The organism is Sinosporangium album, assembly GCF_900100605.1.
Lineage (GTDB): Bacteria > Actinomycetota > Actinomycetes > Streptosporangiales > Streptosporangiaceae > Sinosporangium > Sinosporangium album.
Map to the genome: position 1 here is coordinate 152,939 of NZ_FNCN01000013.1, position 22,397 is coordinate 175,335.

Genomic DNA, 22,397 nt, shown 5'->3' on the forward strand with positions numbered 1-22,397 from the left:
GTGTCGATTGTCAGTATGGGCACGTGCCGCGTCGGATGTACATAGTGCTGTACGTAGGGCTGTACATAGTGCTGTACGTAGGGCGCGGTGAATGGGCGGCGTGGGGGAATCACCGTTGGCGCTCTGAACTGCGATGACTTCCGCTTATCAGGATGAGTGATGGCTTTGTCGGGGGTTACGCTGACATTTCAATTTTCGCGGGATTCTCAGGCCGCCTGATCGAGCGCTGAAAGGGCCGGCGGGAAAGTCACGACGTCGAGGGCCGCGGCGCGTAGCTGTCGGCTGAGCCGGTTCGGGTGGGAGAGCACGGTGACGTGGATGCCGCGTCCCCGCAGCCAGGTGGCGAGGCCGGTGAAGTAGTGGTCGCCGGAGCCGATGACGACGCGTTCGAAGCGGAGGTCGATGCGGTCGTGCCGCGCGGTCTCGACCAGCGCCCGGTCGGCGCCGTCGCGACCTGAGCGGGCCAGGAGCCGCATGCCGCGGAGCGCGATTCCGGCCGCGATGAGGGAGTGGTGGCTGACGGCGGCGATGAAGTGGTCCATGGGGCCGATCGCGATGTGGCGCGCGTAGAGGGCCATGACCTCGTGGACGGACTCGGTGGTGGGGCAGCCGGAGCCCGTCAGGTTCTCGATGTCCAGAAGGTGGATGGCGCGGCCGTGCCGAAGCGCTCGCAGGCGGCGGCTGGGGGAGGTCACGATCCATCAATCCTCTCGCGAAGCGTGGGTGTCGGACTGCCTCCATTGGAACACGTGTTGATGCCATCAACCAATAGTTTCGGGGACGTTGATTCTGTTTAAGCCGGTGGAGTATGGTCACATGCACAATGAGGAGGTGTGCGTGCAGAAGGACGTCCAGCTCACAGCCGCGGATGTCGCCAGGCTCGCGGGGGTGGGCCGCGCGGCCGTCAGCAACTGGAGACGCCGCCACGAGGACTTCCCGCAGCCGGCCGGCGGCACCGCCACCAGCCCGTCCTTCTCCTACGCCGAGGTCAAGCACTGGCTGCGCACGCACGCCGAGGGCAAGACCTTCCCCGCCGACGAATGGCTCTGGCAGGAGCTGCGGCTGGTCACAGAGGACGAGGATCTCGCCGACCGGATCACCGCCATCGGCGTCTTCCTGCTCTTCCTGCAGCGGCGGCCCGCGGCGTGGAAGAGCCTCGCCAGAGCCGACGACGACGCCCTGGCGCGCGACCTCCCCGCACAGGTGCGGCTCCACTGCGCCGACCTCGCCTTCCCATGCACCGTTCCCGCAGGCCGGATCGCCCTGCTCAGACAGGTGGCCGACCAGGCCCGCCAGCGCGGACCGCTCGACACGTTCGAGTTCCTCCGCAAGCGTTACGTCGAACTGCACACCAGGCGCGTCTACTCCACCCCCGCCGAGATCGTCCACCTGGCCTTGGACCTCGTCGGTGACAAGGCGGAATCCGTCTTCGACCCCGCCTGCGGCTCGGGCAGCTTCCTGATCGGCGCGCACGAGCGGTTCGGCCGGGTCCGCCTCATGGGCCAGGACATCGACCACGCCGTCTCGCGGCTCACCGCCGTACGGCTGGCGCTCCGCTCCGCCGACGCCGACATCCGCACCGGCGACACGCTGCGCGTGGACGCGTTCCCCGACCTCGCCGCCGACGCGGTCGTCTGCAATCCGCCGTTCAACGAGCGCAACTGGGGATACGAGGAGCTCACCGCCGACCCCCGCTGGGAATACGGCCTGCCGCCCCGCATGGAGTCCGAGCTGGCCTGGGTCCAGCACGCGCTCGCGCGTCTGGCCGCGGGCGGCACCGCCGTACTGCTGATGACGCCCACGGTCGGCAACCGCAGGTCGGGCCGGCGTATCCGCGCCCAACTGCTGCGGCGCGGGGCGCTGCGCGCCGTGATCGCGCTGCCGGCGGGGAGCGTGCCCAACATGGCCGTGGCGCTCACGCTGTGGGTGCTGCGCAAACCGGTCGACAGCCGTACGCCTGGCCACCTGCTGATGGTGGACACCGCCTCGCACCCCGAGGACTTCGCGCGGGTCGCGCTGCGGGCCTGGCGGGCGTTCCGCGAGGGGGAGTCGCTCGACGAGGCGGGCGTGTGCCGTACGGTGCCGCTGGTGGACCTGCTCGACGACGAGGTCGACCTCACGCCGGGGCGCTACCTTTCCACCGCGGGGGAGGCGTTGTCGCCGGAACGGGTCACGGGGGCCCGCGACCGGCTGGCCGGGCTGCTCCACGCCGCCCGCGGCCTGATGCCCGCCATCGAGGGCGAGGGCCGCGACCTGCCGGCGGTGCCCGTGTCCGAGCTCGTACGGCGAGGCATGCTCACGCTGCACCAGCAGGCCGCCGCGAAACCCGGCGACACCTCGGAGGTGCCGCCCGGCTCACGCGTGCTCACCGCCAAGGACGTCGTGACGGATCAGGACGCTTCGGGCACGACCCCCGAGACCGCGGTCCAGCACTCCATCGTCGTCCAGGAGGGCGACGTCGTCGTGCCGCAGATCGTGCAGACCCTCGTCGCCCGCGTGGTCTCGGGCGGCGGTGCGGTCCTCGGCACGCATGTCACGCTCCTGCGGCCCGACCCGGCGCGGCTGGACCCCCACTTCCTGGCGGGGTTCCTCTGCGCCTCGGCGAACCTGCGCGAATACAGCTCGCTGTCGTCGCAGTTCCGGGTGGACGTCCGCCGCGCGCGGGTGCCGCTGCTCCCTCTTGACGAGCAGCGCCGGTACGGCACGGCCTTCCGCCGCCTGGCGGCGTTCCAGGCCGCGCTCCGGCAGGCGGCGGAGGTCGGCGACGGCCTCGCCCGCCTGGTGGCCGACGGCCTGACCCGCGGCGCCGTCCAGCCGCCCGCCGACATCCGCGCCGACATTCCCGCCGACATCCCTGCCGACATCCTCGGAGATGTTTCACCCGACGTTCCGCGCTGACGCGCTCGGGCGGCGGGCAAGATAGCGTTGAGCGGGCGAAACCAAGACAATGGGCCCGTCTCGGCGGTGGAGGAGGACGACGCTGACACGGTGGCCGGAGAGCGGGGGCGGGCCGCCCGGCGGGCGCTTACGGGCCTGGCTCGGAGTGCTCCGCAGGGACCTGGCTCCCGGCGGCGGAACGCCGTTGTTCTCGCCGCCTTTCCCTCGGTTCCCCTCCCTCGCCTGGTATGTGCAGCTCGTAGTCGGGCTGTTCGCGATATCGCTCTCGGCGTTCGCCTGGCACACCCTCATCGATGACTACGGCGTCAGGAACGAGGTCGCCGGTCTGCTGGGCGTCGGGCAGGGCGCGGCGGTCATGCTGGCGTTGTACTGGCCGATGGCGGCCTGGTGGGTGTCGCTCGGCATGGCCGTGTCGGCCTCGTTCGCGGCCGCCGTATCGGCGGCCCTGTCGGCCTCGGCGTCCGGCGATCCCGTGCCGGAAAGCTCGGTGTGGCCGGCGCCCAGCCTGGTGCTCCACGTGGGTGTGCTGGCCTTGGTGGCCTGGGGGACCCGGCCGCGGGTGCCGGTGGAGATGTGGCTGATCACGTTGGGCGTGGGTGTGGTGCTCGCGATCGTGCTGCCGGGGAACGAGGATCCGCTGTCGCTGATCGACATGACGGTTCTGTCCGGTACGGTCCTCATCGCGGCCGGGGCGCTGCGGTCCCGCAGCGAGGCTCTGCGCCGGGTGGCGCGGGCGGAGCAGGCGACCGGGGAGGAGCAGGCGCGGCGAGCCCTGCTCGAAGAGCGCACCCGGATCGCCCGTGAGTTGCACGATGTGGTCGCCCACCACATGACCGTGATCGCCATCCAGGCGGAGGCGGCCCCCTACCGGGTGGCCGAAACGCCCGCGGAGCTGGCGCGGAGCTTCGCCGTCATCCGCGCCGGAGCGCTGGAGGCGCTGACCGAGCTGCAGCGCGTCCTGGGCCTGCTGAGAAGCGATGCCGTGGACAAGGAGCCTGAGAGCCCCCAACCCACACTGGAGCGCATCCATGACCTGATCGAGGGTGTGCGGGAGGCCGGGCTGAACGTTGTGCTGTGCACCGAGGGCACCCCGAGTCCGATTCCTCAGGGCGTGGGGCTGTCGGCCTACCGCATCGTGCAGGAAGCGTTGAGTAACGTGCTGCGGCACGCTTTCGGCGCCGACGTCGTCGTCCAGGTCGTCCACCGTCCCGGACACCTGGAGCTGCACGTGGTCAACGGTCCGGGGCGGACATCGCCGCAGCCGACGACCGGGATGGGACACGGACTCCTCGGCCTGAGAGAAAGGACCGCCATGCTGGGCGGAGAGTTGACCGCGGGACCGAGGGGCGGCGGCTACGTCGTACACGCCTGCCTGCCCCTCCACGGAGGCGACGACGCATGACGATCAGAGTGCTCATCGCCGACGATCAGGCGATGGTGCGAGAAGGATTCTCCGTACTGCTGAACGCCCAGCCCGACATCGAGGTGGTGGGCGAAGCGGTGGACGGCCACGACGCCATCGCCAAGGCCGCGACGTTGAGCCCCGACGTCATCGTCATGGACGTGCGCATGCCGGGTCTCAACGGCCTGGAGGCCGCCCGGGAGCTGTCGCCCACCACCAAGGTGCTCGTCCTGACCACCTTCGACCTCGACGAGTACGTCTACGAGGCGCTGCGCGCCGGCGCCAGCGGCTTCCTGCTGAAGAACGCCGGGGCGCGCGAGCTGAGCGAGGCGGTACGGGTCGTGGCCAGGGGCGACGCGCTGCTGGCGCCCTCGGTCACGCGACGGCTCATCGGTGCCTTCGCCCGCATGGGCCCTCCGGCACGCGCGGGCGGGAATCGGGTCGAGGAGCTGACGGAGCGGGAAACCGAGATCCTCGTGCTGGTCGCGCACGGCATGTCGAACGTGGAGATCGCCGAACGGCTCGTCATCGCCGAGCAGACCGTGAAAACCCACGTGAGCAACATCCTGGCCAAACTGGGCCTGCGCGACCGGACGCAGGCCGCCGTCCACGCCTACCGGATCGGCCTGGTCGATCCCGTACGGCTCCCGCCCCCGACGCGGTGACCGCTCACGCCTCCCCGGGTTCGCGGTCGCTCGCGTCGCGTGGCGCGGTCCGGTAGAGGGAGACGGCGAACGGCCTGTCCACGTTGCGCTCGACGTGGTTGCCCACCGTGGAGAGGGCGGGGTCGGCGTCCAGGAACGCATGGAGCCGCGTCGCCTCCGGCCACGGGTGGACGGCGACCAGGTGGGCGCCGGGGCGCATGAACGCGGTGAGTCGCGACGAGGCGTGGCGCAGCCGCGGCGTGCGCCCGAGGTAGTAGAGCAGCTCGGCGCAGAACACCAGGTCGAAGTCGCCGCGCAGCCCGGGGTTCAGGATGTCGGCCTGGATGAAACGCACGCGCGAGCCGGTGTCCCCGACGCGTTCGCGGGCCCGCCCGAGCGCGCGGGAGGAGATGTCGACGCCCACGATCCCGGCGTCGGGGTAGGCGTCGGCGAGAAGCTTGGTGAAGACCCCCTCGCTGCACCCCACCTCCAGGATGCGCTCGTAACGGCCTTCCGGCACCGCGTCGAGCGTGGTCTTGTACTTGTGCGCCTCATAGTGGTCGGTCGCGAGCCGCCACGGATCGGGGTTGCGATGCCACCAGTCGAAGTATGTGCGCAGGAGTGGCCCTTGACCTCCGGAGGCGAGCAGCGAAACCGCACGGAAGAGAGTGCGATGCACGAGATCCGGGACTCTGGCTGCCACGTCCACGATGTTTCCTCCGCCGGGGTTTCTCCAGGAATCGGCCTGTACACGGCCTTCCAGCCACAACCTAGAAACCCTTCGCCTCCACGGCACCGCCCTGGAGAGTGGACTTCGGTCTAGCTCTCAGGACTTCGGTCTAGCTCTCAGGTAGGGGTCCGCCGACTCTGTCGCGCGCTATGACGCGAGGATCGGCGCGGTATCCCGGTAGTCTGCGGCAACGCGGAACGGGACGGGGCCGGGAGACGAGGCCCGGCGGACCCGGCGCACCGACACTCTGCGAACGAGGAGAGAAAGCACCCATGAGCCGGCTCGATGCGCTGCGCGGTCCGACGCCGCCCCTGGACCACAACGCTCGCAGCATCGCCGCTCTCGCCGCCAACCCCGCCTGCGACCGCCGCGCGGTGCTCGACGCCGTCGGCGTCGACAAGAACCTCATGGCCGTGCACCTCGGCTACTCGGCGCAGTTCGGGCAGTCGCCGTTCGCGGTGGTCCGCACACGGCAGTTCGAGGAGATCGTGAGGGCCGGCGGGGGCGCCGGTCTGCTGCCGCTGCTGCGGGAGGCGCTCGGTCTGTCGATCGACACGGCCCGGTGGGAGTCCGCCGACGAGTCCGCCGACGAGGGCGGCGGTGAGTCCGCCGAGGAGGGCGCCGGCGAGGCGCACGCCGTACGGCACACGCGCACCGAGGCCCTCGTCGCCCGCGCGGCCGGCGACCCGGGCACGGCCGTGGTCCTTGACCGGCTGCTGCTGCGGCTCGACGTTGCGGGCCACGAGGTCCACCTGGAGCCCGGCGTCCTCGTCTTCCAGGCCGGTGAGCGCTTCCACGTGGTGACGATCAAGCCGTTCGCCGTCGTCGACGGACAGGCGGAGACCGGCAGGGTGTCGGCGGCGGCCCGCGAGGCCGCGGTGTATGTGCACGCCATGCGGGCCCTGCTCGTCCGGATGGGGCTCGCGCCGGACCGCGTCTCGCACGACGTCGTGCTGGTGTGCCCGGAGAACTTCTCCAACGTTCCCACCGCCTCACTGCTGGACGTGCGCCGCGAGCTTTCGGTGCTGGCGTGGCAACTGGCGAGGCTCACCCGGATCGACCGCATCCTCGACGGCCTGCCGTCCGGGCTCAGCCTCGACCTGCGGATCGAGGCCGGCGTCCCCACACGGCCCGCCGCCGACCTGGACGAGGCGGTTTCGGGGATCGCGGCGAGATACGCCCCTGAATGCCTGTCCGCCTGTGAGATGGCCTACTTCTGCCGGGCCGAGGCCAGGTCGGGCGGCGCGCTGGATGCGCTGGGCCGTGCCGTACGCGACGATCTCGGCGGGGTGGAGACCGTCGGCGCCGCGATCGGGCTCGCCACGGGCACCCGTACGGCTACCGCCGGCGAACAGGGCGTCGCCGAGCGGCTCCGCCACATCCGGAAGATCTACCAGGAGACGGTCGCACAGGAGACGGTCGCATGAGCATGTTCCGCTCCTACCTGAAGGCGCAGGCGTTCCACGAGGGCCGGGCGCAGCCGTCGGCGACCGTGCGCCATGTCCACCTGTCGCACGCACCGCTCGTGTTCGTCCCGCTGCGGATGGCCGGTGAGGCGGCGGCGCCGCTCGGGGCGATGGTCGGCTGCGACCGGGCGGCCCCGACGCTGCTGGTCGTCCCGCAACCGCGCAACCGCGAGCTGCGGTTCGCGTTCGCGACGGAACTCGCCGCCGTCGTCCTGCCCTACATCGAGCGGTTCGCGGGGGAGACCGAGACGGTCGAGGCGAAAACCCCCTATGAGCGGTGCCTCGACGCTCCGCAGATCCTCGTCCCGAACCCCCGGGGGGTGGCGTTCAGCAGGCTTCTGGGAAGGTCCACGAGGTTCCGCCGTACATCGGGCCCTTATGCCGTCCCCCCCTCCGTGCCGGCGTTCGGGCAGTGGCTGACGTTCCTCGCCGAACGCGCGGAACACGCGGGCTCGTCCATGTTCCTCGCCATGACCGATGTTCTCGCCGCCCACTGGGTCACGGGGCAGAGCGGCGTCGAGGACGGCACGCTGGCGGCCCTGCTGGCCTGGATCGCTCCACCTGCGGGCTCCACCGGGCACGAGGCCGCCGCCGAGTCCGAGGACCCGACGCGCACACCACCGGCCGGGCCCGACACCGACCCCGAGTTCGACCGGAAGGTCCTGCAGCCGGCGATCGACGCCTACGACGCGTCCGGCTCGCCGGAACGGGTGGAGGAGGCGCTGCGCCGGCATCTCCAGCCCACCTGGGACCTCATGTGGCGCGCGGTGGATCTTCTGCGCGGCCTGCCCGAGGCCGCCGGAGTGAGCGGCCGGTGGGAGAGGGACCGCACCGCGCTGGCCCGCGAGGTCGCCAGGCTCGGCGAGAACCCGACGCCGCAGGGGCGCTGGGACAGTCCGGTCGCGGCGGCGCGCCGGCTCGCCGCGCTGGAGATCGCCCAGCAGACCTACGAGGCGGCGCGGGCGTTCGACGACCCTCTGGCGATGGCGGAATACCGGGTGGAAGGGGCGGCGTTCGCCGGCGAGGTCGTCGCGGTGGAGGCCGACCGCCGCATCGTGCCCCCCGGCGGCAAGCGAGCGGTCCCGCGCCCCCTGGTGACCGTCCGGACCGGCGACCCTGTACGGCTCGCGCCCGGCACGCGGGTGTTCTCGCCAGCCCGCCGTACCCAGCGGAAAGCCGAGATCGTGTCGGTGGCGGGGGATACGGTGACCATCCAGATCAACGACGGCATGGGGCAGGGCCGCGAACCCGCGCCGGGGAGCGTGCCCTCGCTGGGCGAGGTCGTCTGCTACACCGACCTCGACCCCGGCGGAGGCCGTACCCCGCCTCTGCCCGCCCTTTCGGACACGCCGTGGACCCACGGCGGTCCGCCCGAGCCGTACGTTCCCACCGACGAGGACGCGCAGGAAAGCTGGTCATGACCCCCAGACAGGCCGCCGAAGCCGCCACCGCGGCGATCCTGGCCGACTACACCGGCGGAGGGCACCGCGGCCTCGTCGTCGACTCGCCGCCGGGTGCGGGCAAGACGACCCTGGTCGTGGCGACCGCGATGCGGCTCGCCGAGGCGGGCCGCGACCTCATGGTCGTCGCGCAGACCAACGAGCAGGTGGACGACCTCGTCGACAGGCTCGCGGGCAAGGCCCCCGGCGTCAGTGTCGGGCGCCTCCACAAGGAGGGTTTCCAGCCGCCCGAACGCGTGACCCGCCACTCGAACGTCACGCTCCACAACAAGGTCGACAAGGTGCAGCACTGCCAGGTCGTCGTCGCGACCGCCGACAAATGGGCCTACGTGTCGGGGCGCACGTGGCCGTGGGCCATCGTCGACGAGGCATACCAGATGCGGTCCGACAAACTGCTCGCCGTCGCGCCGCTCTTCGCCGACGGGCACACGCTGTTCGTCGGCGACCCCGGACAACTCGACCCCTTCTCCGTCGTCGACAGCGAACGTTGGACGGGCCTGGCCTGGGACCCCATGCAGAGCGCGGTCGCCGTCACCCAGCGGCTCAACGACCTCGCCGTGCACCGGCTGCCGGTGTCCTGGCGGCTGCCCGCCACCGCCGCGCCCGTCATCGCCGACGCCTTCTACCCGGCGAGCCCCTTCGTCTCCGGCACCGCGCACGGCGAACGGCGGCTGAGCCTCTCCCCGGCCGCCGCGCGCGACCCCCACGACGCCGCACTGGAGGAGGCCGCCTCCTCGGGGTGGGCGCTCCACGAACTGCCGCCCCGCCACACCGTGCGCACCGACCCCGAGACGGCCGCGGCCTGCGCCGCCCTCGCCCGCCGCGTGCTGGAGCGCGGCACCACCGCCCACGACGAGTACGGCTTCCGCCCCGTCACCCCCGACCGCGTCGCGGTGGGCTGCGCCCACAACGACCAGGTGGCCGCCGTACGCCAGGCGGGCGTCCCCGACGGCGTCACCGTCGACACCGCCAACAGGCTGCAAGGGCGCGAATACGACGTCACCATCGTGTGGCACCCGCTGTCGGGCCGACGCGACGCCACCGCCTTCCACCTCGAATCCGGCCGGCTGTGCGTCCTTGCCTCCCGTCACCGCCACGCCTGCCTCGTCGTGGCCCGCGCGGGCATCGCCGACCTGCTCGACAACCACCCGTCGAGCCTGCGGGTCCAGCTCAACGTGCCGGTGAAGTTCCCCGACGGCTGGGCCGCCAACCAGGCGATCCTCGCCCATCTCGCCCGCCACCGCGTCCCCGGCTGACACGCGTACGGCCCGGCCCTGTCACCGGGGGCACGGAGGAGGCGTGGATCGCGTCTAAGCGGGAGATCGGGGGGCGGGTGGTGCCGGTCAGGCGGGTGTCGGGCGTGTGGCGTAGTGTCGGGCTATGTGCCGGAGTATCAAGACTCTGCGGGAGCCGTTCGCCAGTGATGTGACCGAGGCTGACATGCGGGAGGCGGCGCTGCAATATGTGCGCAAGGTGTCGGGTTTTCGAGCACCGTCGGCGCGTAACGCCGAGGCGTTCGATCGGGCCGTCGAGGCCGTGACGGCCGCGACACGTGAACTGTTGGCCGATATCGAGGTGAGATCCGCTCCCTAGCGCGGGGCTGTGCCGTGAGGCCGTTCCGGGAGAGGTGAGCACGACGACGGCGCGGACGGGGCGGACGGACATTCGTCCCGTCCGCCGCCTTGTTCGCTGTCCCGCCCGCTGTCCCGTTCGTCGCCCAGTGCCCGGCGTCGTGTTCGGCGTCGTGCCCGGCGTCGTGTTCGGCGTCGTGTTCGGTGTCGCCGGGGAGCGCGCTGGGGTCGGGGAGTGCGTGGGGCGGGCTGTGCCGTACAAAATCATTGATGTCTGGGGATGGGGACGTGGAGCGGGTCCCGCGGCCGGGGTCTGGGGCCGGTGAGGTCGGTCGACAGCAGGGTCGCGAGGGTGTAGAGGTTCCAGGCCAGGCCGGGGCGGCGCACAGGGCCGTCGGCGAAGAGCTTGGCCACCTCGTCGGGGCGGATGATCTGCTCCAGGGCCGGTGAGGCGCACACTCCCTTGAAGAGGATCTCGCTGAGTTCGTCGTTGGGGTGGGTGCGCCAGCTCCACGCTTTGGCGGCCGGTTTCCGCTTCGCCGCGGCCGGTTTCGCTGTGGGGGGCTTCGCCGCGGGAGGCTGCGCCCGGGGCGCCTCGCGGGCCTCGCGGGCCTCGCGGGCCTCGCGGCCGAGCACGCGGTCGCGGAGCCGCGCCCAGCGGCCCGGCTCGGGCGTCGGGGGTGCCGCCGGTGCCGGCGGTGGCGGCGCTTCGGCGAGGAAACGCCACGGTGAGCCTTCGAGCGGGATGTCGGCGAGGGCCGGGGCGAACTCGCCGAGGAGCGCGTGGACGAGGGCTTCGGAGCGCCGCCAGGCCGGGTCGAGGGCGAGGGCGGCCCGCACCACGTGGTTGTCGAGGAACGGGGTGGTCGAGGTGCCCCGCCGCAGGGCGCCGGCCCGCGCGGAGGCGTGCCAGCGGCCCACCCGGTAGACGACGTACGTGTGGTCGAGCACCTCAAGGCCGTTGTCGCGTTCGAGCCAGGGGGCGGCGAGGGCACGGGCGTGCTCGTTCGCTTCCGGTGTGAAAAGGTCCTCGTCGTTGAGGAAGAGCGAGCGCACCTTGCGATCGATCGCCTGGGGAGTGATCGCCGACATGCCGCAGAGGAATCCCCCTCGGAGGATTTCGCCGCTCTGCCCTGACATCGTGGGCTTCTTGGAGTACGGCCCGCCGCCCACGATGCTCTCGTAGGCGGAGGTCATGCCCTCGCACACCCGGATCACGTCGAACGCGCGGTCGGCCGGGTGCTCCACGACCACCTCCGACCGCGAGGCGGAGCGTTCCGGCGGGATCACCCGGTGCTCGACCCCGAGCACGGCGGCGATCCGGCGGGCGAGTACCACGTCCGGGTTGTCGTCCAATCCGTAGGTCGTCGTGATGAACGGGACCTTCGCCGCGCTGAGCATGGCGGCGATCAAGCGGCTGTCCCGTCCTCCGGTGAGGGCGAGGTTGACGGGTTCCGCCGTGTCGCGCAGCGGCGCCGCGGAGGCGGCCAGCGCGGCGGCGAGGTCCTCGACCGCGGTACGGCGGGTGCGCGGATCCATGGCCCCGGCCGTGGGGAGCGGGCTTGTCGTGACCGTGGCCACGCCGCCGCGCGTCTCGAAGCGGGACGCGGGCGGGAGGGCGGCGACGCCCTGGAACGGTGTCTCGTCTGAGAGGAAGTATCCCTGTCTGGCCATCGACTGGAGGGCGAGGACGTCGAGCCGCACACCGGCGCCCGCCGCCAGGTGGACGAGCAGGGCGCGGTTGCCGATGATGTGGAGCTCGGGGGTTTCGGTGTGGAAGACGGGATAGGCCCGGGTCAGAGGGGTTGCTCCGAACACGCCAGACTCGTCCGCCCGGAACAGGGAGAAGCAGCCTGCCAGGTCCCACGGCGACCGCGTGGTCATCAGGGCCGAGGCGTCCCGCGGGTCGGCGAGATATCCGGCATATCCGGCGGCCCCGGCTCCTCCGGTCCCGGCTGCGGCGCCGGGGCCCGTGACCAGCGCCTGGTCGGGTTCGTTGCTCCAGACGAGCAGGGCGTGGGACTCGTCGGCGGAGCGCCAGTCCTCCCGGCGGATCGTCCCGGCGGGCACGGGGAACACCTCGGCGATCACCTGTTCCGCCGCGTGCTCTGCTGCGCGGGTCGCCGCGCGATCGTGGTGCTTCGCGGCGATGGCGAGGAAGATGCGCATGGTGCCCCCTTTGGCGGTCCAACAGCGCGCCCAGGCTAGCCAAGATCATGATTTATGCAGAAATCACGGGTTCGCCCAATGCCGCTGAGCTCGCGCTTGCGGCACAGCAACGCTGCACGGCCGCTGCGGCCCCTGGCCAGTACGGCGACCGGTTCAGTCGGGTGGAGGGGGCCAGGTTCACGGCGCCGGGTTGTGCTGTGATGCGTCGGCGGCTGAGGGAAACCGCGTAATGTGGGTGCGCCTCGGTGATAGTGAAGCACCGGGAATGCGAAGAACCCCGACCCGGGTGGAATCGTGATCGGGGCTCTCCGCGGTGCGGGAGTGGGCTCAGCTGGCCTTGCGGTTAGCTGAGCCCGCTACTGTTCAGAAACCAGTCGACCCAGATGAGCCCCGCCTGCATGGTGAGCAACCACATGTGAGGGCATCGGTGCCTGTCCTTTCCCGGGCATTCTCGTGGGTGGCCGTCTGCCACGTGGACTCCGTTTCTCGTGGTGGGACCGGTCCTGTTTCGACCGCGGGGCGACCCCGGTCCCCTTCGATCGACCCCGCAGGACCGGCCCCACGGTGTGCGGTCGGCCCTGCGGCATCGGCCGCCGGATGGAATACGTGATCGCTGCCTCCACAATGGACTCCACAACGGGCTGCACAACGGGCTGCACAATGAACTCCACAAGGGGTTCCACAATGAAAAGGCGCCCTAGGGTGACCCCCCTCTCGGCGGGCGCAGGCCGTCGTCTCCGGCGGCCGCCCTTTGAGAGTGTGATCACACCTGGACGCGAGTCTCCTGGTGTCGTTCAACACGTGCTGTGAAGTTGTCGGTGACGCTCGGGCTTGGCGGGCAACCCCCGTCGCGGGCCAGTGAGAGCCCGGTGGGGAGGGTGTCGCCGTGCCATGCCCGGTGCCGCGTGAATAATCACGCGGCACTCGACTGGGAGTATGCCAGGCGCGGGGCGGGCGGCGATGGCATGTCGGGAAATCCTGGAAAACTCGTGGTTCCGGTCTCGGGCGGCGTGCCGTTAGTGGTGCCCCAAACCACCCGCCGCCCCCGTGGGCGCGGCGGCCGGGGGGAGCGGCTCGCGGGGCCGCAAGCCCGTGCCCGCCGGGGCGGACCGCCTTCCCTGGACGAGGGTTGCCGCGGCGCCCGTCCACGCGCGGCGGCGGGTGTCCGCCGGGGCGGTCGGCGTCGGCCGTACGGCGGGCGGCAGGCGAGGGCCCGCACACCCCGCGGGGGCCTTAATGGCCATGGAAACGGGCTGTTCATGGGAGAAGTCCTGGACAGCGCGTTTATCTCCACGCACGTATCCAGGCGTACGGCCGAACCCGGCCGACGCCATTCTCCGACCCTGCCATGACACTGATAGGGCCCCCTTCAGGAGGCCCGAGTTCGCGGTGGTCCAAGCCATTCCGGAGCACTGCGGCGGGAGATACGACGGCACAGGTTACTGGGAACCGAAGAAGGCGTTCCACGACATTGCTAGGGTCTACGGGGACTTCTAAAGCTCGTGCAGGAGGCCGATTCCGGATCTACCCAAAACAGTGGGCAAGATCTAAAGTTCCGTTACCGAGTGGCGTGGTCTACTCGGCCGCCGCGATTATCCGACCCACGTAAGGGGACCGCATGTCCAAGGAGAGCACGGGGTCCACCGAGGTCACCGGTCTCGCCGACGAGTTCCCAGGGTCGGCGGGCCTGTCCGGCTTACCAGGCGAATTGCTGCTGGACGCCGAGTCCCTCGCCGCAGCCGCCGATGATTTCGGCCATATCACGCATCATTTGCCCGCGGCCGTACTCCGCCCGGGATCGGGCGCCGACGTGGCCCACGCGCTGCGTTTCGCCGCGAGCGCCTGCATCCCCGCACGGGCCCGCGGCGCGGGTCACTCCACGCAGGGGCAAGGCCAGGTGGCCGGCGGGCTCGTGCTCGACCTGACCGTCCTCAGGAAGATCCACGACGTGGGCGCCGACTCGGTCACCGTGGACGGCGGCGCCCTCTGGAGCCACGTGCTCGCAGCCACCCTGCCGCGCGGCCTCACGCCTCCCGTGCTCACCGACTACCTTGAGATCACCGTTGGGGGCACCCTCTCCGTAGGAGGCGTCGGCGGGGCCACGCACCGCCACGGCGCCCAGACCGACCACGTCCTGCGCCTCGACGTCGCCAGCGCCGACGGCACGGTCACCAGCTGCGGCCCCGATCACAAGGCCGACCTCTTCCACGCCGTCCTCGCCGGACGCGGCGGCCACGGCGTCATCGTGCGCGCCGTCCTCCGCCTTGTCCCCGCACCCACCCGGGCCCGGCGCTTCCAGCTCGTCTACCCCGACCTCGCCACCCTCGCCGCCGACCAGAGCCGCCTCATCGCGGAAGGAGCCTTCGACCACGTCGAAGGCCAGATCGTGCCCGGCCCCACCGGCTGGACCTACAGGCTTGAGGCCGCCGCCTACCACGGGCCGGGCGAACCGCCCGGCGACGCCGTACTCCTCGCGGGGCTGCACCACCTGCCCGGGGCCGTCGGCGAAGAGATCGAAGACCTGGCCTACGGCGACTTCCTCAACCGCATGGCCGCAGGCGAGGCATACCTCCGCCAAACCGGCGAGTGGCACCACCCCCACCCGTGGCTCAACGCCTTCCTGCCCGGCGCCGACGCCGTACGGCTGGCGTCCGACCTGCTCGCCGACTTCACCCCCGCCGACCTCGGCCCGAGCGGGGTCATCCTCTTCTACCCCGTCTCCACCGCCCGCTTCGCCACCCCCGGCCTCGCCCTGCCCGACGACCCTGAGGCGTTCCTGCTCTCCCTCCTACGCACCTCGCCCCCCGACGACCCCGACGCCATCACCCACGCGCTCGCCCAGAACCGCGCCATCGCCGACCGCATCCAATCCGCCGGCGGTACCCTCTACCTCTCCGACCCGACCTGAAGCCCTTCCGAGAGATCACCCGCGCTGGATGCGCCGATCCCGGCGATCGCGAGTCTCTGTCGGCGTGTCGGCTCCACACCGAGTGGAGGTCAGCCGGCCATGCCGGAGGAGGTGTAGCCCTCGACGAAGCGGCGCTGGAGGACGATGAACAGGGCGAGGACGGGGAGCACCATGATCAGGCCGGCGGCGCTGACCAGGGCCCAGTTGGGGGAGAAGCCCTGCTGGAAGGAGTACAGCGAGATGGAGGCGGGCAGGTTGGCGCTGTCCTGGATGAAGGTGACGGCCAGGAGGAATTCGTTGTACGCCTGGAGCCCGGCCACGAGCCCGGCCGTGAGGACGCCGGGCCAGATGAGGGGGAACACGATGCGGGTGAACACCGTGATCTCGCCTGCGCCGTCGATCCGGGCGGCGGCCTCGTATTCCTTGGGCACGGCGAGCAGGAACGACCTGATCAGCAGGGTGGCGAACGGGCTGTAGATGGCCCAGTAGATGATGATCAGCCCGAACCGGCTGTCGTAGAGGCCGATCTTCGTCCAGAGGGAGAGCAGCGGCACCAGGAACAGCTGGATCGGGAGAGATGTGGCGACCAGCAGATAGAGGATGAACACCCCGGGCTTCGGAAGGTTCAACCGTGTCAGGGCGTAGGCCGCGCACCCGGCGATGAGGCACACTCCTGCGGCGGTCGAGATGGCGATGACGGCGCTGTTCATCAGTCCGGCGCCCATGTTCGCTTCGACCCACGCGGTGGTGAAGTTCTCCCACCGGAACTCGCCGGGCAGCCCCAGAGGGTTCTCGCTGATCTCGCTCGGCGTTTTGAGGGAGGCCAGCACGAACACCAGCATGGGCCCGACGGCGTATAACGCCAGGATCGACAGGATCAGGTAGGCGATCGGGCTCCGTGCCGTACGGCGTGAGCCCCGCCGGCGGCGTCTGCCGGGGGCGGCGGGGCGGCGGCCGTGGGTGCGGTCGAGTACGGCGGTCATGGAGTGCACCTCAAATGTCCCACCGCAGCCGGCGGCGAAGGTAAAGGTATCCGCAGACGGTGGTGGCGCTGATCAGAGCCAGGATGACGCCGATGGCGGAGGCGTAGCCCGCCTGCTGTTCCTCGAACGCGGCGCGGTACATGACGGTGCTCAGCACGTCGGTCGATCCCGCGGGGCCGCCCTGCGTGAGGATGTAGACGTAGTCGAACACCAGGAACGACCAGATCACGGTCATCAGCGACAGGAACATGAAGGTCGGGCGGATCGACGGCAGGGTGATGTGCCAGAACTCGCGCCAGGTGCTCGCGCCGTCCATGCGGGCCGCCTCGTAGAGCGAGGGTTCGATGCCCTGCATGGCCGCGAGGAAGATGACGACGAGGAAGCCCCACCACTGCCAGTTGTTGATGAACGCCACCGCGCCGAGGGCGATGTCGCCGTCGCCGAGGAAGTTCACGTCGTCGAGCAGGGGGATGCCCAGGTCGGACAGGGCCGGGCCGACGCCGCTGGTGGGGCTGAGGATCTGCCGCCAGATGGTGGCCGAGACCACGGTGGCGATGACGTACGGGATGAAGAAGAGCACCCGGAACGCGAGCTGGCCGCGCCGGATGCGCGATAGCAGGAACGCCCCCAGCAGACCCATCGACATGGGGACGATAAGGAAGAAGGCCGTCCACAGCAGGTTGTGGAGGAGTGCCCTGCGGAAATCGGGGTCGCCGAACAGCTCCGCGTAGTTCGAGAACCAGATGAAGTCCGCCTGGTCGAGCCCGTCCCAGTCGGTGAACGAGTAGTAGACGGACATCAGGCCCGGCCCCGCGATGACCAGCACGTTGACGATCAGCAGTGGGGCGATGAACAGCCAGGCCGTCAGCCTCCCGCGCGCGGCGTGCCGCCGGCGCGCGGGAGGGGGAGCGGTGGTGGTGCTCATAAGGGCCGGATCACGACTCCGGGGTAAAAGGCTTCGGCACGGACCCTTCGGCCAGTTCGGCGGCGAACGCCTTCTGCAGCCCGGCGCAGAAGTCGGCCGGCGACATGTCGCCCGTGATGACCTTGTCGAACTCGGTGTAGAGGTAGGTGTCGGTCTTGGGCGGGACGAAACTCCAGCTCGCGTAGCCGAGGTTCTTGGTCTGCGGGATGGCCTTGTAGAGGCGGGCGACACGCTCGTCGACCTCGGCCGGGTAGGCGTTCGCGTCCACCTTGAGGGGGGCCGGGTTCGTGCCGGTGGCGGCGAGCATGCCGAGCATCCGCGACGGGTCGGCGATCATGTAGTCGATGAACTCGGCCGCCGCCTCGGCGTTCTCCGACTTCGCGTTGATCGACAGGGTCGTGCCGATGGCCAGCGGATAGACCCCCGCGGGCACGGCGTCGTTGAGGGAGGGCAGCGGCGCCCAGTCCCACTTCTTGCCCCCGGTGAAGAACGTGTCGGCCGAGTCGAAGCTCCACGTGCCGGTCATATACATCGCGACCTTGCCACCGGCCAGTCCGGTGAACATGTCGGTGTCGGTGTTGGTGAAGTAGCGGTCGGAGCTACCACCCCACCAGCCCTTGTCGATCCACGACTTCACCAGCGTGATCGCGTCGACGAAGACCTTGTCGTCCCACTTCCGCTTCCCGGTCAGCGCCTCGTGCAGGGCCTTCGGTCCGACGGCGGCGTTCAGGACGCACGTGAGGTACCACTCCGTCTGCGCCTTGTATCCGCTGTTGCCCGCACCGACCGGAATCAGGCCCTTGCTCTTGGCGTCGGCGCACACGGCCTCGAACTCGGCGAGCGTCGTCGGCACCTTCCAGCCGTGCTGGGCGAAGGTCTCGGGGTTGTAGTAGAGCACCAGCGAGCCGTACCCGACCGGCACGGAGTGCAGTTTGCCGTCGACCTCGCTCACGTCGTACGCCCAGGGGAGAAGCCTGTCCTTCCACTGGTACTTCGTCGCGTAGGCATCGAGGGCCACCGTCTTGCCGTTCTTCGCGAACGACAGGGCGGCGGAAGGCCCGTCGGCGTAGACCACGTCGGCGCCCTTGCCCGCGGCCACGGCCGTGTTCGTCAACTGCCCGAGCGTCATGAGCTGTTTGACGTCCATCTTCACGCGGACGTTCTTCTGGCTGCCGTTGAAGGCGTCGACGAAGTTCTGCTGGAAGTACTTCTGGCCTTCGGGCGTGGCGAACGCCGCCCAGTACGTCACGTCCTTGACGGCCCCGGAGGAGGAACCGCCCGATGACGAACTCGTCGAACCGGATGAGTCGGACGAACCGCACGCGGCGAGCACCCAGCTTGCGGCCAGTGCGCCGCCACCCAGTTTCAGCAGGTCGCGGCGGGCGAGGTTGCGGGACACGGGGGTTCTCCTTTGTGCGGTGGTGCGGTGGTGCGGGTGACCGTGGAGGTCATGACGACGCGTTGGCTCATGAGGACTCGCGCACGACGAGCCGGTGGGCGAGGACGACTTCGCGGGCCACGTCGTCGTAGTCGCCCGCGAGACGGTCGAGCAGCATGCGGGCACAGGTCCGGCCGATCTCCCTGGCCGGGTTGTGCACGGTGGTGAGGGCGGGGGTGACGAGGGAGGCGGCCTCGATGTCGTCGTAGCCGGTGATCGCGAGATCGCCCGGCACGGACAGGCCCAGCCTCCTGGTGACATCCAGTACGCCGACGGCGATCAGATCATTGCCGCACACGATGGCGTCGGGCCGGGGCGAACGCGCCAGCAGCGCCGTAGCGCCCTCCACCCCACCCGCACGGGTGAACGTGGTCGAAAGGATCAAGTCCGGATCGATCGCTCGGTCGGCTTCGCGCATCGCCCGCTCGTAGCCTTCGAGGCGTATGCGGCTCGGATGCGCGTCCTGCTCGCCGTTGACGAACGCGATGCGCTGATATCCGCGCTCGATGAGATGGCTGACCACGTCGTGCATCCCGCCGACGTCGTCGGCCCGCACCACGTCGCCGAACTCGGCGCGGAAACGCCCGCCGAGCCGTACGAGCTTGGTGCCGGACCGCGCGATCTCGGCGATGTCCTGTTCGGTCGCGCCGTACGAGGCCAGCACGATGCCGTCGACCCGGCGCGCCAGGACATGGCGCACCACCTCGGGCAGAGCGCGGCTCGGCAGTGCCGCGTCATTGACCGACAGCAGGTAGCCCTTGCCCAGCAGCACGTCCTGCAGCCCGGCGGCGACGGCCGGATAGAACGGGTTGGTGATGTCGGGCACGATCAGCGCCACGGACTCGCTGCGGTGGGTGCGCAGGCTGCGCGCCGAGGGGTTCGGGCGGTAGCCGAGCTCCTCGATCACCGCCTCGACCTTCGCGCGGGTCGCCTCGCTGACGGGCCTGCGTCCGCTGAGCACGTGCGACACCGTCGTCACGCTGACGCCGGCGGCCGCGGCCACGGCCGCGATGTCGGGGCGTCTGCCCACCTGCGTCATGTCGCTCCAGCGGTGTCGTTCGTCGGTCGGTGGCTCCGCAGGATGCAAATCGTTTTGCAAACTAGGGAGACCTTCAGCTTGTGATGTGGTTCCCGCCCAGGTCAAGGCGGGGTGCGTAACAATCGCGTCTCCGCGGTGATCGTCGATCTCCACCGTGTCGCGCTCCGCCGTACGGGCGGACACTCGCGGCCCTTCGGTGGGACTTGGGAGAGTTTTACCAGCTCACAGTAGCAGAGGTGGACTCGGCCCTGCCGTATGGCGGGGTGCGCGGCGGGCGCGGAGCCGTTCCACACGGCTGGTGCGAGCTTCCTCAAAGGCTGGCGTACCATCGTGCAAAACGATGCGACTTTCGAACAGCTGCGGAGAGCGAGTGACGACACGAGACCGGAGCCGGGGGGCACTGCTCGGGCTCGCCGCCGGGGACGCCCTCGGGGCTCCCACCGAAGGCATGACCCAGGCCGCGATCCGCGAGAGCTTCGGCCGCGTCACCGGCTTCCTCAGCGACGACGCCGCCGGCACCGACGACACCGAATACGCGGTGCTCTGCGCCCAGGGCCTGCTGCGGTACGGCACCGCCATGACCCCGGCCGACGTCGCGAACCTGTGGCTGGAGACCGTCGCCGCCCAGCGGGGCGGCTTCCACGGCGCCGGCTTCAGCGAGATGGTCGCCATCGCCAACCTGCGCGCCGGACTGCGTCCCCCCGTGAGCGGCGCCGACAGCTACGAGATGTGGAGCGACGGCGCCGCCATGCGCGTCGCCCCCATCGGCGTCCTGTGCCCCGGCGACCCCGAGCGGGCCGCCCGCCTCGCCGCCGTCGACGCCTCCGTGAGCCACGCCCGCGACGGCGTCCACTGCGCCCGGGCCGTCGCCGCCGCCGTCGCCGCCGCCATGACCGCGACCTCCTACCGACAGGTCATCGACGCGGGACTCGCCGCCCTCCCCGAAGACACCTGGTCGCGGCGGCTCGTCACCCGCGCCCTCGACCTCGTCGCCGGCACACGCTCCCTCGCCGAGGCCGAGGACGTGCTCTATGCGCGGATCCCGCTCTTCCACTACCCGTGGGCCGACGCCGCCCCCGAAGCGGTCGCCCTGGCCTTCGGGCTGTTCGCCGCCGGTGAAGGCCGCTTCCTCGACGTCGTCCTCGGCGGCGTCAACATCGGCCGCGACTCCGACACCATCGCCGCCATGACCGGCGCCATGGCCGGGGCCCTCCACGGCGCGTCCGCCATCCCCGCCGCCTGGCGAGACCAGGTCAGGCAGGTGAGCGGGCGCTGCATCGCCACCACCGCCGGAACCGACCTGGTCGACCTGGCCGACGCCCTCCACGCGGCAGCCGCCGCCCGGGACGAGGTGGCCGCCGATGGCGCATGAGCACGCTGTCCAACCCCTCCACGGCGCACACCAGGTGACGGCCCCCATGTCGGCCGACGGCGGGTGGTCGCGGTCAAGCGCTGGACCATCGCACCCGGCCGGCATCGAGACGTGGCGGGTGGCTCGGGCGGAAGCGGCTCGGGTGTCGGCTCGGCAGTCGGCGCGGCCGGTTCCCGTCCCACTCCGGGACGTTGTATCCGAGGTTTCGGTGGTATTGGGGGGCACCCTTCGATGACGAGCGCACATGAGTCGGTACGGCCGGAGGCCGACATGTCCGGACAAGGCGATGCGGGCTCGTGCCGTACGGCGGCTCCTGACCGCCGCGCGGCGGCGGCAGGGGCGCTCCTCGGGCTCGCCCTCGGCGACGCCGTCGGCCTCCCCGCCCAGTTCCACCGGCGCGCACGGTCGGGCTGGGCCCGGGCCGCCGGCTGGCGCATGTCCGCCGGCCTCGACGAGCAGCGCGTGTCCCGCCCGCTGCTCCCCTTCACCATGGGCGTCGGCGACGACATCCCCCTCAGCCCCACCGACGACGCCGAAACCGCCGCCGTCGCCGCGCTCGTGCTGCTCCGCTCACCCGACCACAGCCCCGACTCCCTGTTCGCCGGCTGGCGAGAGCACATGATCGACGCCCCCGACGTGTGGACCGGCATCGCCGAACGCTCCGCCACCCTCAACGCCGGACACGGCCTTCTGCCCCCCGCCACCGGCAACGACAACCCCGCCCATTACACCGACAGCGCCGTCCCCGCCGCCGTGGCCATCGGCATCCACTACGCCGGAGACCCCGACCGCGCCGCCGCCGTGGCCGGACACTACGCCCAGATCACCCACGCCGAGGACGGCGTTTGGGCCGCTCAGACCATGGCCGACGCCATCGCCCGCCTCATCGCCGGCGCCCCCCTCGGCCACGCCCTCACCGCGGCGACCGCCCGCACCCCCGGCGAAAGCTGGCTCGGCCGCAACCTCGCCCGCGCCGCCCGCATCCGCGACACCGCGGCCTCGCCCTTCGAAGCCGTCCCGGCCCTCGTCGAACAGCTCAGCCCCGCCACCTACAGCCACGGCGGCGTCGCCCCCGAAACCCTCCCCGTCGCCTTCACCCTCGCCCACCTCGCCCACGGCGACCTCCCCACCGCCGTCATGGCCGCCTCCCTCATCTCCCGCCAGTCCGACAGCATGCCCGCCATCGTCGGCGCCCTCTGCGGCGCCGCCTCCGGCGCCGCCGCCATCCCCGCCACCTGGCAACCCCACATCGACCCGCTCGCCGGCGTCCTCACCCCCCACCTGAAAGGCACCCGCCTCACCGACCTCGCCCACCGCCTCATCCGCTGACCACCCGTCACAGCGGTACACGCGCGGGGTCGCCCGCAGCGCCGCAGAGGAGCCGTGGCGCGG

Annotated in this window: 17 protein-coding genes; 10 read left to right on the forward strand and 7 right to left on the reverse strand. The window is 71.0% G+C overall.

The window, feature by feature from the left end:
* Positions 1–206 precede the first annotated feature (206 nt).
* Positions 207–695 carry an NYN domain-containing protein gene (locus BLQ73_RS16100; protein WP_093171268.1) on the reverse strand — a complete coding sequence of 163 codons (489 nt, stop codon included), beginning with the start codon at positions 693–695 and terminating at the stop codon, positions 207–209.
* Positions 696–816: 121 nt separating this feature from the next.
* On the opposite strand from BLQ73_RS16100, the gene BLQ73_RS16105 reads away from it, so the two are divergent.
* The 3 genes from BLQ73_RS16105 to BLQ73_RS16115 all read left to right on the forward strand — a co-directional run bounded on the left by BLQ73_RS16105 (position 817) and on the right by BLQ73_RS16115 (position 4,965).
* Entirely contained in the window at positions 817–2,898 is a 2,082-nt protein-coding gene (locus BLQ73_RS16105; protein WP_093171269.1) for an N-6 DNA methylase, read from the forward strand.
* 145 nt (positions 2,899–3,043) lie between these two features.
* Positions 3,044–4,300, forward strand: a complete 1,257-nt coding sequence (locus BLQ73_RS16110; protein WP_176955483.1) for a sensor histidine kinase — start codon at positions 3,044–3,046, stop codon at positions 4,298–4,300.
* Complete coding sequence (locus BLQ73_RS16115; RefSeq protein WP_093171271.1) at positions 4,297–4,965, forward strand: response regulator; 669 nt, start codon at positions 4,297–4,299, stop codon at positions 4,963–4,965. The genes BLQ73_RS16110 and BLQ73_RS16115 overlap by 4 nt, the downstream gene beginning before the upstream one ends.
* Before the next feature lie 4 nt (positions 4,966–4,969).
* Here BLQ73_RS16115 and BLQ73_RS16120 read toward each other — a convergent pair whose 3' ends face one another.
* A complete protein-coding gene (locus tag BLQ73_RS16120; protein ID WP_176955484.1) occupies positions 4,970–5,647 on the reverse strand; it encodes a class I SAM-dependent methyltransferase in 678 nt (225 codons plus the stop codon).
* 299 nt (positions 5,648–5,946) lie between these two features.
* Here BLQ73_RS16120 and BLQ73_RS16125 point away from each other — a divergent pair, with 299 nt between their 5' ends.
* The 4 genes from BLQ73_RS16125 to BLQ73_RS16140 all read left to right on the forward strand — a co-directional run bounded on the left by BLQ73_RS16125 (position 5,947) and on the right by BLQ73_RS16140 (position 10,193).
* The gene (locus BLQ73_RS16125) at positions 5,947–7,101 is read left to right on the forward strand and encodes a hypothetical protein (RefSeq protein WP_093171273.1); all 1,155 of its coding nucleotides are present in this window, start codon (positions 5,947–5,949) and stop codon (positions 7,099–7,101) included.
* Positions 7,098–8,561, forward strand: a complete 1,464-nt coding sequence (locus tag BLQ73_RS16130) for a hypothetical protein (RefSeq protein WP_093171274.1) — start codon at positions 7,098–7,100, stop codon at positions 8,559–8,561. Before BLQ73_RS16125 ends, BLQ73_RS16130 begins: the two co-directional genes overlap by 4 nt.
* A complete protein-coding gene (locus BLQ73_RS16135) occupies positions 8,558–9,856 on the forward strand; it encodes an AAA domain-containing protein (RefSeq protein WP_093171275.1) in 1,299 nt (432 codons plus the stop codon). The genes BLQ73_RS16130 and BLQ73_RS16135 overlap by 4 nt, the downstream gene beginning before the upstream one ends.
* 124 nt (positions 9,857–9,980) lie before the next feature.
* Positions 9,981–10,193, forward strand: a complete 213-nt coding sequence (locus BLQ73_RS16140) for a DUF2277 domain-containing protein (protein WP_093171276.1) — start codon at positions 9,981–9,983, stop codon at positions 10,191–10,193.
* A gap of 242 nt (positions 10,194–10,435) precedes the next feature.
* Here the strand turns inward: BLQ73_RS16140 and BLQ73_RS16145 are convergent, their stop codons facing one another.
* Positions 10,436–12,340: an asparagine synthase-related protein gene (locus BLQ73_RS16145; RefSeq protein WP_093171277.1), complete on the reverse strand. Its 1,905-nt coding sequence runs from the start codon at positions 12,338–12,340 to the stop codon at positions 10,436–10,438.
* A gap of 1,618 nt (positions 12,341–13,958) precedes the next feature.
* Between BLQ73_RS16145 and BLQ73_RS16150 the strand changes: the two genes are divergently transcribed.
* Entirely contained in the window at positions 13,959–15,248 is a 1,290-nt protein-coding gene (locus tag BLQ73_RS16150; protein ID WP_093171278.1) for an FAD-binding protein, read from the forward strand.
* Between the two features lie 89 nt (positions 15,249–15,337).
* Here BLQ73_RS16150 and BLQ73_RS16155 read toward each other — a convergent pair whose 3' ends face one another.
* From BLQ73_RS16155 to BLQ73_RS16170, 4 genes are all read right to left on the reverse strand, one after another.
* On the reverse strand, positions 15,338–16,231 hold the full coding sequence (locus BLQ73_RS16155) for a carbohydrate ABC transporter permease (protein ID WP_093171279.1): 894 nt from the start codon (positions 16,229–16,231) through the stop codon (positions 15,338–15,340).
* Between the two features lie 10 nt (positions 16,232–16,241).
* Positions 16,242–17,156 (reverse strand): carbohydrate ABC transporter permease, encoded by a 915-nt coding sequence (locus BLQ73_RS16160; protein WP_245691117.1) that lies wholly within the window; start codon positions 17,154–17,156, stop codon positions 16,242–16,244.
* A 10-nt stretch (positions 17,157–17,166) separates the two neighbouring features.
* Positions 17,167–18,555 (reverse strand): ABC transporter substrate-binding protein, encoded by a 1,389-nt coding sequence (locus tag BLQ73_RS16165; RefSeq protein WP_176955485.1) that lies wholly within the window; start codon positions 18,553–18,555, stop codon positions 17,167–17,169.
* Between the two features lie 67 nt (positions 18,556–18,622).
* Positions 18,623–19,633, reverse strand: coding sequence for a LacI family DNA-binding transcriptional regulator (locus BLQ73_RS16170; protein ID WP_093171281.1), 1,011 nt, complete (start codon positions 19,631–19,633; stop codon positions 18,623–18,625).
* A 370-nt stretch (positions 19,634–20,003) separates the two neighbouring features.
* Between BLQ73_RS16170 and BLQ73_RS16175 the strand changes: the two genes are divergently transcribed.
* Both BLQ73_RS16175 and BLQ73_RS16180 read left to right on the forward strand, forming a co-directional pair.
* Complete coding sequence (locus BLQ73_RS16175) at positions 20,004–21,005, forward strand: ADP-ribosylglycohydrolase family protein (RefSeq protein ID WP_218125883.1); 1,002 nt, start codon at positions 20,004–20,006, stop codon at positions 21,003–21,005.
* Between the two features lie 231 nt (positions 21,006–21,236).
* Positions 21,237–22,334, forward strand: a complete 1,098-nt coding sequence (locus BLQ73_RS16180; RefSeq protein WP_093171283.1) for an ADP-ribosylglycohydrolase family protein — start codon at positions 21,237–21,239, stop codon at positions 22,332–22,334.
* The last annotated feature ends 63 nt before the right edge of the window (positions 22,335–22,397 follow it).

Excerpts from the sequence above, each read along its gene's own strand:
- BLQ73_RS16105 (WP_093171269.1), top strand. The coding sequence starts at position 817 with ATGCACAATGAGGAGGTGTGCGTGCAGAAGGACGTCCAGCTCACAGCC.
- BLQ73_RS16115 (WP_093171271.1), top strand. The coding sequence starts at position 4,297 with ATGACGATCAGAGTGCTCATCGCCGACGATCAGGCGATGGTGCGAGAA.
- BLQ73_RS16125 (WP_093171273.1), top strand. The coding sequence starts at position 5,947 with ATGAGCCGGCTCGATGCGCTGCGCGGTCCGACGCCGCCCCTGGACCAC.
- BLQ73_RS16130 (WP_093171274.1), top strand. The coding sequence starts at position 7,098 with ATGAGCATGTTCCGCTCCTACCTGAAGGCGCAGGCGTTCCACGAGGGC.
- BLQ73_RS16135 (WP_093171275.1), top strand. The coding sequence starts at position 8,558 with ATGACCCCCAGACAGGCCGCCGAAGCCGCCACCGCGGCGATCCTGGCC.
- BLQ73_RS16140 (WP_093171276.1), top strand. The coding sequence starts at position 9,981 with ATGTGCCGGAGTATCAAGACTCTGCGGGAGCCGTTCGCCAGTGATGTG.
- BLQ73_RS16145 (WP_093171277.1), bottom strand. The coding sequence starts at position 12,340 with ATGCGCATCTTCCTCGCCATCGCCGCGAAGCACCACGATCGCGCGGCG.
- BLQ73_RS16150 (WP_093171278.1), top strand. The coding sequence starts at position 13,959 with ATGTCCAAGGAGAGCACGGGGTCCACCGAGGTCACCGGTCTCGCCGAC.
- BLQ73_RS16155 (WP_093171279.1), bottom strand. The coding sequence starts at position 16,231 with ATGACCGCCGTACTCGACCGCACCCACGGCCGCCGCCCCGCCGCCCCC.
- BLQ73_RS16160 (WP_245691117.1), bottom strand. The coding sequence starts at position 17,156 with ATGAGCACCACCACCGCTCCCCCTCCCGCGCGCCGGCGGCACGCCGCG.
- BLQ73_RS16170 (WP_093171281.1), bottom strand. The coding sequence starts at position 19,633 with ATGACGCAGGTGGGCAGACGCCCCGACATCGCGGCCGTGGCCGCGGCC.
- BLQ73_RS16180 (WP_093171283.1), top strand. The coding sequence starts at position 21,237 with ATGACGAGCGCACATGAGTCGGTACGGCCGGAGGCCGACATGTCCGGA.